Origin of the sequence: Chitinophaga sp. YR573 (assembly GCF_900110995.1) — a bacterium.
Lineage (GTDB): Bacteria > Bacteroidota > Bacteroidia > Chitinophagales > Chitinophagaceae > Chitinophaga.
The window spans coordinates 4,466,268-4,479,714 of the sequence record NZ_FOJF01000001.1; the positions used below are offsets into that span (position 1 = coordinate 4,466,268).

Annotated in this window: 13 protein-coding genes; 5 read left to right on the forward strand and 8 right to left on the reverse strand. The window is 42.4% G+C overall.

Annotated elements, in window-relative coordinates:
- Nucleotides 1-121 precede the first annotated feature (121 nt).
- The 3 genes from BMW86_RS18600 to BMW86_RS18610 are packed head-to-tail and all read left to right on the forward strand — an operon-like array spanning nt 122 to nt 3,206.
- Nucleotides 122-535 (forward strand): acyl-CoA thioesterase, encoded by a 414-nt coding sequence (locus tag BMW86_RS18600; protein ID WP_089783213.1) that lies wholly within the window; start codon nt 122-124, stop codon nt 533-535.
- An 11-nt stretch (nt 536-546) separates the two neighbouring features.
- The gene (locus BMW86_RS18605; protein ID WP_089783214.1) at nt 547-1,803 is read left to right on the forward strand and encodes a CinA family nicotinamide mononucleotide deamidase-related protein; all 1,257 of its coding nucleotides are present in this window, start codon (nt 547-549) and stop codon (nt 1,801-1,803) included.
- A gap of 41 nt (nt 1,804-1,844) precedes the next feature.
- Nucleotides 1,845-3,206, forward strand: a complete 1,362-nt coding sequence (locus BMW86_RS18610; RefSeq protein WP_089783215.1) for a dihydrolipoamide acetyltransferase family protein — start codon at nt 1,845-1,847, stop codon at nt 3,204-3,206.
- A gap of 50 nt (nt 3,207-3,256) precedes the next feature.
- Here the strand turns inward: BMW86_RS18610 and BMW86_RS18615 are convergent, their stop codons facing one another.
- On the reverse strand, nt 3,257-4,438 hold the full coding sequence (locus BMW86_RS18615) for an ATP-binding protein (protein WP_089783216.1): 1,182 nt from the start codon (nt 4,436-4,438) through the stop codon (nt 3,257-3,259).
- A gap of 519 nt (nt 4,439-4,957) precedes the next feature.
- Complete coding sequence (locus BMW86_RS18620; protein ID WP_089783217.1) at nt 4,958-5,290, reverse strand: RNA recognition motif domain-containing protein; 333 nt, start codon at nt 5,288-5,290, stop codon at nt 4,958-4,960.
- A gap of 247 nt (nt 5,291-5,537) precedes the next feature.
- Here BMW86_RS18620 and BMW86_RS18625 point away from each other — a divergent pair, with 247 nt between their 5' ends.
- The gene (locus BMW86_RS18625) at nt 5,538-6,257 is read left to right on the forward strand and encodes a hypothetical protein (RefSeq protein ID WP_089783218.1); all 720 of its coding nucleotides are present in this window, start codon (nt 5,538-5,540) and stop codon (nt 6,255-6,257) included.
- Between the two features lie 6 nt (nt 6,258-6,263).
- Here the strand turns inward: BMW86_RS18625 and BMW86_RS18630 are convergent, their stop codons facing one another.
- From BMW86_RS18630 to BMW86_RS18650, 5 genes are all read right to left on the reverse strand, one after another.
- Nucleotides 6,264-6,878 carry a DUF4230 domain-containing protein gene (locus BMW86_RS18630; protein WP_089783219.1) on the reverse strand — a complete coding sequence of 205 codons (615 nt, stop codon included), beginning with the start codon at nt 6,876-6,878 and terminating at the stop codon, nt 6,264-6,266.
- A 65-nt stretch (nt 6,879-6,943) separates the two neighbouring features.
- Nucleotides 6,944-7,429, reverse strand: coding sequence for a cupin domain-containing protein (locus BMW86_RS18635; protein WP_089783220.1), 486 nt, complete (start codon nt 7,427-7,429; stop codon nt 6,944-6,946).
- A 69-nt stretch (nt 7,430-7,498) separates the two neighbouring features.
- Nucleotides 7,499-8,314 (reverse strand): DUF6597 domain-containing transcriptional factor, encoded by an 816-nt coding sequence (locus tag BMW86_RS18640; protein WP_089783221.1) that lies wholly within the window; start codon nt 8,312-8,314, stop codon nt 7,499-7,501.
- A 258-nt stretch (nt 8,315-8,572) separates the two neighbouring features.
- The gene (locus BMW86_RS18645) at nt 8,573-11,182 is read right to left on the reverse strand and encodes an alpha/beta hydrolase family protein (RefSeq protein WP_089783222.1); all 2,610 of its coding nucleotides are present in this window, start codon (nt 11,180-11,182) and stop codon (nt 8,573-8,575) included.
- Between the two features lie 53 nt (nt 11,183-11,235).
- Complete coding sequence (locus tag BMW86_RS18650) at nt 11,236-11,799, reverse strand: hypothetical protein (protein WP_089783223.1); 564 nt, start codon at nt 11,797-11,799, stop codon at nt 11,236-11,238.
- A gap of 361 nt (nt 11,800-12,160) precedes the next feature.
- Between BMW86_RS18650 and BMW86_RS18655 the strand changes: the two genes are divergently transcribed.
- Nucleotides 12,161-12,454 (forward strand): helix-turn-helix domain-containing protein, encoded by a 294-nt coding sequence (locus BMW86_RS18655; protein ID WP_089783224.1) that lies wholly within the window; start codon nt 12,161-12,163, stop codon nt 12,452-12,454.
- A gap of 36 nt (nt 12,455-12,490) precedes the next feature.
- Here BMW86_RS18655 and BMW86_RS18660 read toward each other — a convergent pair whose 3' ends face one another.
- Entirely contained in the window at nt 12,491-13,447 is a 957-nt protein-coding gene (locus tag BMW86_RS18660; protein WP_089783225.1) for a nucleotidyl transferase AbiEii/AbiGii toxin family protein, read from the reverse strand.

Sequence of the window (13,447 nt, forward strand, 5' to 3'; positions counted from 1 at the left end):
TATACAGTTAACCCACTCCCCGCAATCCGCTGTATTCTAATTGTGAAGACAATATTCCCGCTTTCTTTTGCCTGTTGATATTTTTTCTATACTTTTCCATTCTATAATTTTATACATCTAAATGTTTATATCAACAACGGACATCCGTGTGCGCTACGGAGAAACTGATCAGATGGGATATCTGTATTATGGTAATTACGCACTGTATTACGAAGTAGGAAGGGCAGAAGCGATCCGAACACTGGGATTCACTTATGCAGAGTTGGAAAAACAGGGTATTATTATGCCAGTGGCAGAGTTAAATGTTAAATACCTGCGACCTGCTTATTACGATGATCTGATAACAGTAAAGACTATACTCAAAGAATTACCTGTTAGTCATAAGATACAGTTCCACTCAGAACTGTACAATGAAAAAGGAGAATTGCTGAATATAGGGGTCACTACCCTGGTGTTCCTGCATGCAGACACCAAAACGAAATATGGAATGCCTCCGGTAATGATGGAGCGACTGGCTCCCTTTTTTGAAAAATAATAGCATTGATTATGGACGAGGAACTGGCAAAGGTAACTGTCAGCATTATCACTATAGGTGACGAACTGCTGATCGGACAAACGATAGATACCAACTCTGCCTGGATGGCGCAGCAGCTGAATGCAATGGGGATCTGGGTACAGCGCCGGGTAGCTATCGGGGACGTAAAGGAAGCCATTCTGGAAGCGCTGGAAAAAGAAGGTGCGGTATCAGATATTGTACTGATTACAGGTGGATTAGGTCCTACGGCCGATGATATTACGAAACCGGTATTAACGGAATATTTCGGTGGAAAGCTGGTGCGGGATGAGATCACCTATCGTCAGGTGATGGAGTTCTTCGAAAGCAGGGGATTACCTACGCTGCAAAGGAATGTGGACCAGTCCCTGGTACCAGATGTCTGCACGGTACTGCATAATACCCGTGGCACCGCTCCGGGCATGTGGTTCGAGAAGGATGGCAGGATTTATGTCTCCATGCCGGGCGTCCCCCATGAAATGAAAGGTCTGATGGAAGCCCATGTGCTGCCTAAGCTACGGGATTATTTCAACACGCCTGCCGTAGTCCACCAGACGTTGATTACTTCCGGTATGGGCGAGTCTTTCGTTGCCGAAAGACTGGTAGACTTTGAAGCTGGTTTACCTTCTCATATCAAACTGGCTTACCTGCCAGCCTACGGACTCCTGAAACTCCGCCTTACCGCACAGGGAGCCGACAAAGTCTCCACTGCTGCTGAGTTATCTATCTTGTTCCACCAGATGAAAGCTCTTTTGCCCGACATCACCGTGGCAGACCAGGATATCTCTATGGCGGAAGTAATAGGGCGTGCCTTAATGGCTTCCCATAAAACCGTAGGCACCGCAGAAAGTTGCACCGGCGGGTACATTTCCCATAGTATGACTCTCATCCCGGGTAGTTCTGCCTGGTATTCCGGCAGTATTGTGAGTTACTCCAATGAGATGAAGATGCAGCTGCTGGGGGTACAGTCGGCCACTCTCAATGCCTATGGTGCGGTCAGTGAACAGGTGGTACTTGAAATGGCAGCGGGGGCGTTACATAGATTAAAAACCGATTATATAATAGCAGTTTCCGGCATCATGGGCCCCGATGGCGGTACCCCTGAAAAGCCCGTTGGGACTGTATGGATAGCGGCTGGTAGTGCGGGAAACCTGGTAGCGGTAAAGTTCCAGCTCCGGTACGACCGCTACAGTAATATTCAATTGACAGCGGCCTATGCGATGAATGAATTGAGGAAGTTGATAGTTTAACTTACTTTTGTTTCCATACCAAAAAGCAAAACAACAATCTTATGGCCATTGTAGAACTGGTAATGCCCAAAATGGGGGAAAGTATTATGGAAGCCACCATATTACGTTGGCATAAAAAGCCGGGGGATCAGGTAAAAGCTGAGGAAACCCTGCTTGAAATTGCTACCGATAAGGTGGACAGTGAAGTACCTTCTATCGCAGATGGAGAAATTACCGAACTACTTTATGCAGAAAATGACGTAGTACCTGTAGGTGCTGTCATTGCGCGTATTAATACCAGCGCAGAGGAACCTGCGGCTGAGCCGGAACCTGAGACTACTGAACCGGCAGAAGAAGCGCCGTCGGAAGAGGAAGTTCCTCAGGCAGTTGAACACACTGAACCCCAGTTTGTGACTGGTGGCGCCCGTTTCTATTCTCCGCTGGTGCTGACGATCGCACAGCAGGAAGGGATCAACTTTGCAGAACTGGAAAAAATTGTTGGCACCGGCAATGAAGGCCGTGTCACTAAAAAAGACATTCTGCAGTATGTTGAGAACAAGGGCAAGGGTGCTGTTCCAGCTGTTACCGCTCCTGTTGCTACTCCGCATGTGGCTCCGCCTAAACCGGCAGAAGCTCCTGTGGCACATACTACTACACCATCTGTAACAATACAGCATCCTGTTAGCAGTAATGGCAGCAGCCATAATTACGGCGGTAATGTGGAGATCATAGAGATGGACCGTATGCGTAAGATGATCGCAGATCATATGGTGCGCAGCAAACATACCAGTCCGCATGTAACCAGCTTTGCTGAGGCAGACGTAACCAATATGGTCCGTTGGCGCGACCAGGTAAAGAAAGACTTTGAAAAGAGGGAAGGAGAGAAGATCACCTTTACTCCGTTGTTTATAGAAGCACTGGTGAAGTGTATTAAAAAGTATCCGCTGCTGAACAGTTCATTGGATGGTGATAAGATCATTATCAAGAAGGATATCAATGTGGGTATGGCTACGGCATTACCAACGGGTAACCTGATCGTTCCTGTGATCCGTAATGCAGACATGCTGAACCTGGTGGGCCTTACCAAACAGGTGAACAACCTGGCCTCTGCTGCCCGTCAGAACCGCCTGAAACCGGATGCTACACAGAATGGTACTATTACCTTAACGAATGTCGGCAGCTTCGGCAGCCTGGCAGGAACGCCTATTATCAACCAGCCGCAGGTAGCTATCCTGGCGGTGGGTACTATCAAGAAGCGTCCTGTTGTAATAGAAACAGAACATGGTGATACGATTGCGATCCGTCATATGATGTATCTCTCTCTTTCTTATGATCACCGTGTTGTGGATGGTGCATTAGGATCTACCTTCCTGAGTGCTATTGCATCTGAACTGGAACATTTCGATTCTCACAGAGAGTATTAATAGAACGCTTTTTTTTTAGCCCGGCTTCTGTGTAAGGAGTCGGGCTTTTTTTATTTCATTTCGCATAACTCATTCATCATATCAACTAAAGGCATAATAGTGATACCATGAGCTGCGGGAATCCTTTCCTTTCCAGGGTATACGATAAACCGCTCTGTTGCCTGAATGTCTTCACATCCCAGATGGAATCCTTTTGACACAGATGGAGATAATGATCGCTTAATCTCAATAGCATATTTTTTCTTCGGACTTTGTTCAAGTACAAGATCTATTTCAGCTCCTGCCGATGTTCTGTAAAACCAAGGTGTTACTCCAATAGGTAAACACGATATCAGATTTTCTATAACAAAACCTTCCCAGCTGGCTCCTACAACCGGATGTCCCAGAATATCGTCCAGTGTTGTGAGATTCAGCAACGCATGGGTTAAACCACTATCCCGGATATAAACTTTGGGTGCTTTAACAAGCCGTTTTCCAATATTACCCGACCATGGACGTAATGTTCTGATCAATAGTAAATCTTCCAGTAGCTCAATATATCGTTTGGCTGTTGTAACTGATACACCAAGGTTAGCGCCTATTTGTGCAATATTGATCTGTCCACCCTGACTATGGGCTAACATTGTCCATAAAAGCCTTAAACTGGTTGCTGGTATGCGTGGGCCAAATTGTGGTACATCCCTTTCCAGGTAAGTACTGATAAAGTTCATTCGCCAGCGTAAACTTGCTTCGTCACTTTTGGCCAGGAAACTGTCCGGGAAACCACCTCTGTTCCATAGTTGGTCCTGATCAGACCATTGTGTCTGATTAATTTCGGATGCTGTTAAGCCAGATAATTCTTTATAAGCAATTCGTCCTGCAAGAGATTCGGATGATTGTTTCAAAAGATCCAGAGATGCAGATCCCAGAATGAGAAACTGTCCTGTTTTATGACCTTCTCTTCGTTGCCGGTCTATTACCCCCCGTAATATCTGAAATAGCTCAGGAACACGCTGGATTTCATCCAGGACAATTAGTTTCCCTTTGTGTAGTTCAAAATAACTCTCCGGTTCATTCAATTTTGCCTGGTCGGAAGGGCTTTCGAGGTCCAGGTAAATATGTTTTAATTCGAAAGAGCTGGCAATAGCTTCCGCAAGGGTGGTTTTACCCACCTGACGTGGCCCTAAAACCCCAACAGCGGAGAATTCTTCCAGCAATTGTATAATTTCTGCTTTAGCTTTTCGTTCAATCATCCTTGCAATTATAACATAAAATGTTCGATTTGCAAGGATGAATACTATAATTTATGTAAATATTAATATATATGAAGTGCTGTTAAGGCTATCAGAAGGAGAGATGTCAACATGTAAAAATGCTATTTAATAAAATAGTATAGTCTATTTCGTTAGGGGGCCTGCATGTAAATTTTCATCATAAAATTGGGGATAGAAAATGCTTTTTCCGGTTTTATTCTATATCATACTTTTCTATAAGCATACAACTTCTTACCACACAATTACCTCATTGCGCATCATGATTTAGTATAAACGTGCAGGTTATATAGCTCTCTCACGAGCCACATGTGAAGCTTAATCTGGACTACTATTTACAAAGATTCAGGGGTAAGAATCTCCGCTATCATAACATCATGTTATTGACAGGAACAAACATTGAAGACTAACAAAACAACTCATCATTAAAAAAGCCCCGAAGCAAATTGCCCGGGGCTTTCTTAATAAATTTCTTGACCGAATGAGCTTTGGTCAACAGAATTAATAACGACCACGACCGCCGCCGCCGCCGTATCCACCGCCGCCGCCACGGTTACCACCAAATCCACCACCTCTAGAGTTATTATTCGGTTGTTTAGGTCTTGCTTCGTTTACCATCAGCTGTTTGCCTTCAATTTCAGTTCCGTTCAAACTGTCCATAGCCTTGCTACCTTCTTCCTGGTTGGCCATCTCGACGAAACCGAAACCGCGTGAACGGCCTGTTTCATGGTCCTTGATAATTTTAGCGGAAGTCACTTCGCCAAATTCGCTGAATATCTGGTGAAGGTCCTCATCGTTCAACCTGTAGTGCAGGTTGGCTACGTAAATGTTCATGACTAAAAAATTAAAAAAATGAAAAATAATATTGAAGATAAAGAAATAAGTTCAATAAATACATAGCACGTAGAAATAATTTAACAATGCACTCAAACAAGTCATTTTTACAGTGCCAATACCCCATATAGCAAGACTTTTACCCCCTTTTTAAATTTTCTTTAAGCCTAAATTACCACGTATGTTATATAGATAATTGCATCATTTTTCGTAAATTAATAGTAACGATCCATTAAATTTTATTACTATGAGTAGTCTGAGCGAAACCTGGTTTGCAGACGGTTATATCGACTTTGAGCAGAAAAAATACGCCTTACTGGCCTACCTGCAACATATTAACCGTCATTTCAATGAAAATAAGTTGTATCCCCAGCTGGCGGATGTTGTCTTCCATTATAACAACCTCGTGGCCTTCAAAGAGAACAAACAATTCCTGCAGCAACAGTTCCCTAAACGCCTGACAGCTATCAACATCGAACGCCTGCAACTCCTCTACGAACAGATGATCGCAGACGACGAACTGATGCAGGAACTGGAAAGCATCATCCAGTTTGCCATCCATAAGCTGAACTTCACCATCAAAGAAGGTGCAGAAATCTATGAATTCGTCGAAGACAGCCTGAATATCTCCCCCGTAGGTCTCATTCCCCTGGATACCCAGGAAGGATACCTGTTTCTGTGCGATGGCGGCCACCGTCAGACGCTGGTGTATGAATACCGCCTGAGTATCTTTGAGCGCCATGACGAGAAGTACAGGGGCATTCACACGCAATACATCGATACCTACATCAAGGACCTGGTGCATACCTGCGAACATATCAAAACCAGTCTGATCCGGCAGCGTAAAAAACTGCCCAATCCTGCAGTGTACCGTGTAGATACAAAACTGGTGTTCCCGGTAGAAGAAACGTTATTGCCGATCGCCAAGCGCTGCCTGGTGAAATACATCACTAAAAATGCGGCTTAAACGGCCTTATTTCAGCGTATTATAGGCTTTGTTATCAAAGGTAATCTCCAGCTGATGATCGGCGAGAAATGGCTGGTAATATTGCTTAATGATCTTAGTGATCTTATCCTTCGACTGGGTGAGGTATAGTTGATTGTTTTCCAGTTGCTCCCTGGAAGTCTGGTATAGTTTCTTTTGTACGTCTGTATAAGTTTCATCATCCTGGAACAAAAGCCATCCCTTGCGGTTGGCAGTCTCCATCTTGTCTACTTTCAGCTCATAACTCAGCAGGTGAGGCTCCGGCAGCTTTACCATGATCTTCTTATCAGACAATGTGATGTGAAAATTCTTTTCACTCACATCCACCCCATATTTAGCTTCATAAGGTACAGATACCCAGATGGTATTCTCCAGGAAAGCCTTTTTCATGTTGCTTGTCCAGGTACCATCTTCCTCAATATTACTGCGTTTGATATTAGCTACCCCCTGTACGTCCAGGCTGGCCAGTTCTGCTATCTCTTTAACGATCAGACTATTGGAAAGGATGCTTTGATTGACGCTCTTGCTGCCGTATTGCTTACCCAGCCAGAAGATCAGTATTACGAGTGATGTAAAGAAAATGAAACGAAAAAATCTTTTCATAACGGAAAACTAAGGAAAATGATGAATGCCCTGCGATAACTGCAAAATATTAAAAATAGCTGAAGTTATTCTTCTCTCGTAAGTTGTTGTATCAGCTCTGCATGTTGCGGATAGGTTTCCAGCAGCATTTTCCGGCTGCCCATTTCAAAGTCGGCAAAGTCGAACCCCGGTGCCACGGTACATCCCACCAGGGTGAAGCCCTGTTCTCCTGCTACACGTGAAGCAAACCAGTTACCTGCGGTAATGACCAGCTGGGGATATTCTCCCAGATGAATATTCAGTCCCAGTTTATGTATGGTAAGGTTCCCGGAAGGGTCTATCTCATAGATATGTAACGGGTTTCCGTCATAAAAATGCCACATCTCATCAGAGGCTATACGATGAAAGGCAGAGAACACATGATCCTCCAGTAAAAAGTAAATACCGGTAGAGGCGTTCCTGTTACCCGACATCGCAGGGGAACGGTAAGTTTCCCTGAAAGCACCCCCTTCAACATGGGGCTGTAACTGCAGATGTTCGCGCCAATAGGCAGCATTGGAAGAAGTGGACATATCCCGAAGATAAATAAAAAAAGCAGTCTGCTATACAGCAGACTGCTTAATAATATGTTTATAAGATGTTCAGGCAACAGCCATAGGACGCATTTGCGTAATAATCGGCATATTTTCCGTTACAGGTGTTTCCCCTTTAAAGAACTGGAAGTCCTGTATGAACTGTGCATGATTGTAATAATCGTTGGTAGTGATGAATGACTGCCATTGTTCCACATTCATTTTCTGCATGTTACGCATAGCATCTCTGAAACGGAGCATACGTGCATACAGTTGTGGGGTAATGCCAATCACTTCCATGAACTTCCTTTCCAGGGTAGGACGGGAAGTCTTGAATTTTCTTGTCAACCGGTCTATATTGATATAACCCTGGTGGCGGACCATGTAATCAGCCACTTCATCTACCTGTTTCAGAGAATGACCATTCTCTGCGATCATAGTAGTGAAAGCGTTGTTCAGCGTAACATCCAGACTGATAGGATCAGCAGTAGCTGCTAAGTCCTGCGACAGCTGATGCCAGCCGGCATGATTATGTTTCTGCAGATCGCGGTAGTAGTTGTTGAAGGCAGACATGTCCAGACCAGCCAGCTTATAACAGCCATAGGCGTTCAGTTGCACCACAGTCATTTTTACAGGTCCTTTCACCCTTATCTGGTGATGACAGGTAAAATGTCCGACTACTGAAGCTGAAGGTAAGGTGAAGGAAGCATGCTGGCTTGGTTGAAATGTCACTTCTCCTTCCTGCAGGAATACCATGTACAGGTCTCCAAGAGAAAAAAGGTTCTGAGGCAGATTAATCAAACCACTTTGCGCATTCTGCAAATGGTAATAATGCTTTACATAGGGTGCCAGCGCAGCGGCTGGGTGATAGATACGGAAGTTCATAGGATCTGAATATGCTGTATTACGAGATATCCACACGGGCGCTTAGGGCCACCAAGTTTTCAATACAAACATAACAGAATGTAAGTATATAAAAAAATATAATTTGATTGTATTGAAAGACAGTTTGTTGCGTTATGAAAATGTTAAAAACCGGCCATGAACGGGTATCCTGGCCGGTTTTTAACGTAGTGAACTGCTGCTCATTGTGTTGTGTTTTTAACAGTTTTATAAGCAGTTGCAGTTCATTGTGTTATCATTTTACCATCCCCAGTTTTTCCCTTTTTCAGTAGCAGGTACGCCTGTTTCCATCCATTCAGGTGCAGGAGCATCCTTTAAAAAGTGATCAAAGAATTGCTGTTCACGGCGTTGTATATCTTTTCTGTTCTGTCTTAGTACCAGGTTATGTGCCTCATTGTTGTAATTGAGCAGCCAAACGGGTTTGCCCAGTCTTCTCAATCCTGTAAACAGTTCTATGCCCTGGTACCAGGGTACTGCTCCATCTGCATCATTACTCATAATAGCAACAGGTGTGTTTACATTGGGCAGATGAAAGAGGGGAGAGTTCTCAATATATAATTCCGGTTTATCCCACAGTGTAGCACCGATCCTGCTTTGAGAGCGTTCATACTGGAACTGCCTGTTCATGCCTGTTTCCCAGCGGATACCACCGTAGGCGCTGGTCATATTGGCTACGGGAGCACCAGCCCAGGCAGCTTTGAACAGGTTCGTTTGTGTAACGAGATAAGCTACCTGGTAACCACCCCAGCTTTGTCCCTGTATACCCATATGCAAACTATCTGCCCAGGTGTTTTGGGCTAATGCCCTTGCGCCGCTTACGATATAGTTATATGCGCTTTTTCCCGGATGCCCGTTCTCATATGTAATATCAGGAGCCAGTACTATATATCCTCTGCTTACAAAGAAAGAAATATTCAGTCTTGATGGAGTAGGAGCAGGAGGTATATAAGCATACATGTCTTCTGTGAGTTTTTCATAGAAGTAAAGTATTACCGGGTATTTCTTTGTGCTGTCAAAATCTTCTGGTTTGTATAAAATCCCTTCTGCCTGTTTACCATTGTATGCTGTCCATTTAAACAATTCAGCAGTACCCCAGTTGTATTGTTGTTGCTGAGGATTGATATGACTGAGCTGTATTTCTTTTTTGAAATTATTATTCAGATAGATATCAGGAGATAATAAATAACTTCCTTTTATATAGATGTATACGTCTGCATTTTTCGCTTTCACAGGGGTATTGATGGTGAATGGCCCCATCATTATTTTCTTTTTATTCAGATACAATCCGTTCTCTTTCGTTACATCATTAAACGTTTCCAGTAGTAACTGCTGACCGGGTACTATATAACGTTCTTCTTTATCCAGAGAAATATATCTGAAGCGTAATCTGTTTTTACGTCCTTCTGTGATAGCTACTGGCGGCTGTTTGGCAACCGGATCTATCTTCCATATATCATAACGGTCATAGATATACACAAACTGGTCTTTCGCTTCCCATACAGCTACACCATATGGCCCGGGTGCATCCGGATGATCATCATCTTCTTCATACATGGCTGTTGGTATCAATGCACTGATATTACGTGTAATACCTGTAGCATTTTCATACGTAAACCAATGCCTTTGCTGTACATCATACCAGAGAATATATTTCCCATCAGGAGAGATAACACTGGTACTATCCAGGTGTTCTTTTACCTGTTTACGTGTACCATCGTTTAAATTTATCAGCCAGGATGTTTTCAATGTATGACCAGTCCATTGCATGGCTACACGTTCTCCTTTATCAGTATATCCGAGTGCATAGTTACTGTTCCCTTCATCTGCCGGTAATACATTTTCCATGTCTTTATCTGCCAGCTGAATTAATTTGGCATTAGCAGGATAATACACCGCGAGATAATTTCTCTTTAGTTCTTTATCTGTATTTTTAAGCTGCATGGGTTGCAGGTAATCATCTTTATAATTCCAGATATCCACCTTTGCTACTTCAAAATCCACGATGTTGGTATCTTTGGGTGCAGGTGCCTGTGCTGTTCCAAAGAACAACCGTTCTCCGTTTCTGCTGAACCATATTTTTCCATCAGGACTCACATCTTTCTCTACAATAATTTTCCCTGTATCCTGTGTGTAATAGTACAATTGTTTAATGCTATCCCTTGTGCTGTACCAGGCGGCCTGTTTTCCTTCCTCATCAAAAGCGAATTGTTTGCGTGTACCTATGCCTCTGCTTACCGTATCCGCTTTATGTGTAGCTACATCCCATAACAGTACGCCTGTCTTCGTTGCTATCAGCAGTTTGTTACCTGGCTTACTGAAAGCATACTCCTGTACATCTTTCACTGTATCTGCTATATTCGGATACATAATCACCAGTGTTCCGCTGGTACTATCATACTGAGGTTTCTCCTGTAGATAAGTAATCACTCCACTGCCCTTTTCCGGCGTTTTAAAGGACCTTACAGCGGCTGTTTTCCATACAGCCTCACTGGACAGTGTAATGACCCCTAAAGAGTCTTTAGGCATCTCTGATGCCTTTTTCTTTTTAATCTTCGCTTGTCTTGTAACAGCAAACGGTGGTTTAATCGCAAAGACGAGATACTGGTTGTCTTTTGTGATCACCGGGTTATAACCTCTGGGGATGGCCAGTTGTGTTTTACTGTTATAGACAATGAGAGTCGCATCACCTTCCTGCGGGGTGATGGTATAGGCTATCCATTGACCATTATCGCTGATGATCTTACTGCCTATATTCTGCCAGCTATCGTATACGGAATGGTCCAGTGGTTTCTTCTGGGCATAGGTATACAGGGAGAAGAGCAGCATTATACACGTCGTAATCCTTTTCATATGTCCAATGTAAAAAAAATAGGATTACGGGTAATGGATTTATAGACGAGCGGTCATATGGAAATTTCGCTATAAGTTTCATTACCGGGCAGGTCTTCTGCCATGGCTATTATTTTCCCGCCTTTCGGGTTTGTGTTTTTCTTTGTGGCGGTGTAGGTCCAGTCAATGCTGTTTCTGCCCATAACGGCATTCCCTTTTTCCAGTAATGTACCTGCGGCGGTATAAATAGCCACTACTACCTGGAATACCCTGAAAACGTCTATAGCGCGTACTACGATCTGATCGCCGGTTTTGCCGGTGTAATTATCCGTTATAACGCTTTTTATTTCAGGAGGGTTGAGAGCATCTCTTATTGCCATGTTATAGGCATTTTGTCCTGGTAGTGCTACTGCCTTATAGAGTGCTTTCAGATCCGGGTCAAGCATCACCTTCTTTGCATATAACGTTGACTCATTGAAGGTTTCCTGGACTTCCAGTTGTGCTTCAGTAGATCGTTTTTTACTCTTTTTCTGCTTTTTTGAAACGATAGTGGATCCACCTCTTTGTCTGATGGTCATCTGGTTGCCAATCGTACCGGATAGATTGGACATAAACAGGTTATTATCTGCTCTTGCCATGGTTAATTTGTGTTTGGGGTTATACAATACAATTACCTCAGCAATTTAATGAAAAAAAAGCTTCGAAACACATTCTGGTACTGATATTCTTTCATCATTCCTTCATCACTCCTATAGCATTCCTATATCATTCTACCGGCATTCCTATATCCAAACGATATAGGAATGATGTAAGAGTGCTGTAGGAATGAGCTTTCAGTGATGAAGGGATATAGGATTTTGAGGGAGATCAGAAGTTTATTAATTGAGTACTTGTACCTATTTGTTCTGAATAACTATGGGTTAACATATTATTAGGTAATTTTTTCTTTCTTCGCAGCGTATGATCTGGATCAGATTTTCGCTCTTTAAAAAACAATAAATGAAAAGGGAAGAATTATTAAGAAGCAGGGAATATTGGTTAATGAAAATTCAGAATGGAATTTTTAATCTCACAGAACAGTATATAAAAAATAATAATCTGAATAAAACACAATTGGCGGTAGAACTGGGAGTAACAAGAGAATATATTTCTGATGTTTTAAATGGGGATTTCGATGATAAGATTAGTAAGTTGGTCTATTTATCTTTAGCAATGAATAAGGTGCCTGTTGTCTCGTATATTGATATGAATGAATGTCTGAGTAATGATGCTGTAGATGGAGGGGCGAAGTAAATACTTACATCTATCAGGTAAACTTAAAAACAGCATCTATAGTTTGTGAAGGTGTTCTTTTATTCTGCTGAGAATGTCGTCGAAAGTGGGTTGTCCTTTATAATAAAGAGCTGCTGTTTCGACATATCGTTGTTTAAATTCACCCCTTAATTCTGGAGTGTTAAGCAGAAAAGATTCGTTTTGAGGTATAGGAATTTCTAAATCAGCAGCAGGGAATCTTTTTTGCTTATGGGTCTCATATTCCTGAGTTCCGATGAATTTTTGAACTTCTTCATTCCCTAAAAGGCAATAGATATCATAGTATTGCCTCATAAAATTCGGGCGATCATTTTCTCCATTTTGTTTCTGACGAAATTTCGTCGCAACAGTTTGAAGCTTTTCAACAAAGGTATAACCAGGGTGATAACAAGCGATATCAATTGCTCTATTATCTATAATGCTGATGGATTTATTTTCTTTTGTTTTATCATAAGCCCAGGAACTTATTGTACGGTTTATATTTGGTGTAACTGTATCAAACCCTGCTTCAAGTAAAATACCGTTTTTTATTCCATTAATATGATCTGTTTTACTTTCATAATGTAATCTGATACCGCCACTTCGATAATAAACTGTATCATCGAATGCATGATCCCGCTCAACGGAAATAATACCATCCATTTTAATGGTTTCGGCTAACCAATCATAAAATTTTCTCCGGGCTTCTACATTAGCGGGCTTTGTATTTTTAGGATTTTCGTTAATCCCAAAATTTGTAGGAGGCTTAATATGTATATCTATATCTTCAGAAAAGCGATCAATAATTTGATATCCTTTAGATAAGGATGTTCCTCCTTTAAGTTCAAAATTGAAACCTGATGTTTTCAATCCATACAATGCGTGCATTATCCAGTAATCTTTTTCAATTAAGCCTGCTAGTATGCCAGTTTCATCTTCCAGTATACGCAATAGATCTGGAAAATCTTTATGATTGTGAAGGTAATTTGTTGACAT

Excerpts from the sequence above, each read along its gene's own strand:
- BMW86_RS18600 (WP_089783213.1), top strand. The coding sequence starts at position 122 with ATGTTTATATCAACAACGGACATCCGTGTGCGCTACGGAGAAACTGAT.
- BMW86_RS18650 (WP_089783223.1), bottom strand. The coding sequence starts at position 11,799 with ATGGCAAGAGCAGATAATAACCTGTTTATGTCCAATCTATCCGGTACG.
- BMW86_RS18640 (WP_089783221.1), bottom strand. The coding sequence starts at position 8,314 with ATGAACTTCCGTATCTATCACCCAGCCGCTGCGCTGGCACCCTATGTA.
- BMW86_RS18635 (WP_089783220.1), bottom strand. The coding sequence starts at position 7,429 with ATGTCCACTTCTTCCAATGCTGCCTATTGGCGCGAACATCTGCAGTTA.
- BMW86_RS18655 (WP_089783224.1), top strand. The coding sequence starts at position 12,161 with ATGAAAAGGGAAGAATTATTAAGAAGCAGGGAATATTGGTTAATGAAA.
- BMW86_RS18615 (WP_089783216.1), bottom strand. The coding sequence starts at position 4,438 with ATGATTGAACGAAAAGCTAAAGCAGAAATTATACAATTGCTGGAAGAA.
- BMW86_RS18610 (WP_089783215.1), top strand. The coding sequence starts at position 1,845 with ATGGCCATTGTAGAACTGGTAATGCCCAAAATGGGGGAAAGTATTATG.
- BMW86_RS18660 (WP_089783225.1), bottom strand. The coding sequence starts at position 13,447 with ATGTCAACAAATTACCTTCACAATCATAAAGATTTTCCAGATCTATTG.
- BMW86_RS18620 (WP_089783217.1), bottom strand. The coding sequence starts at position 5,290 with ATGAACATTTACGTAGCCAACCTGCACTACAGGTTGAACGATGAGGAC.
- BMW86_RS18605 (WP_089783214.1), top strand. The coding sequence starts at position 547 with ATGGACGAGGAACTGGCAAAGGTAACTGTCAGCATTATCACTATAGGT.
- BMW86_RS18645 (WP_089783222.1), bottom strand. The coding sequence starts at position 11,182 with ATGAAAAGGATTACGACGTGTATAATGCTGCTCTTCTCCCTGTATACC.
- BMW86_RS18625 (WP_089783218.1), top strand. The coding sequence starts at position 5,538 with ATGAGTAGTCTGAGCGAAACCTGGTTTGCAGACGGTTATATCGACTTT.
- BMW86_RS18630 (WP_089783219.1), bottom strand. The coding sequence starts at position 6,878 with ATGAAAAGATTTTTTCGTTTCATTTTCTTTACATCACTCGTAATACTG.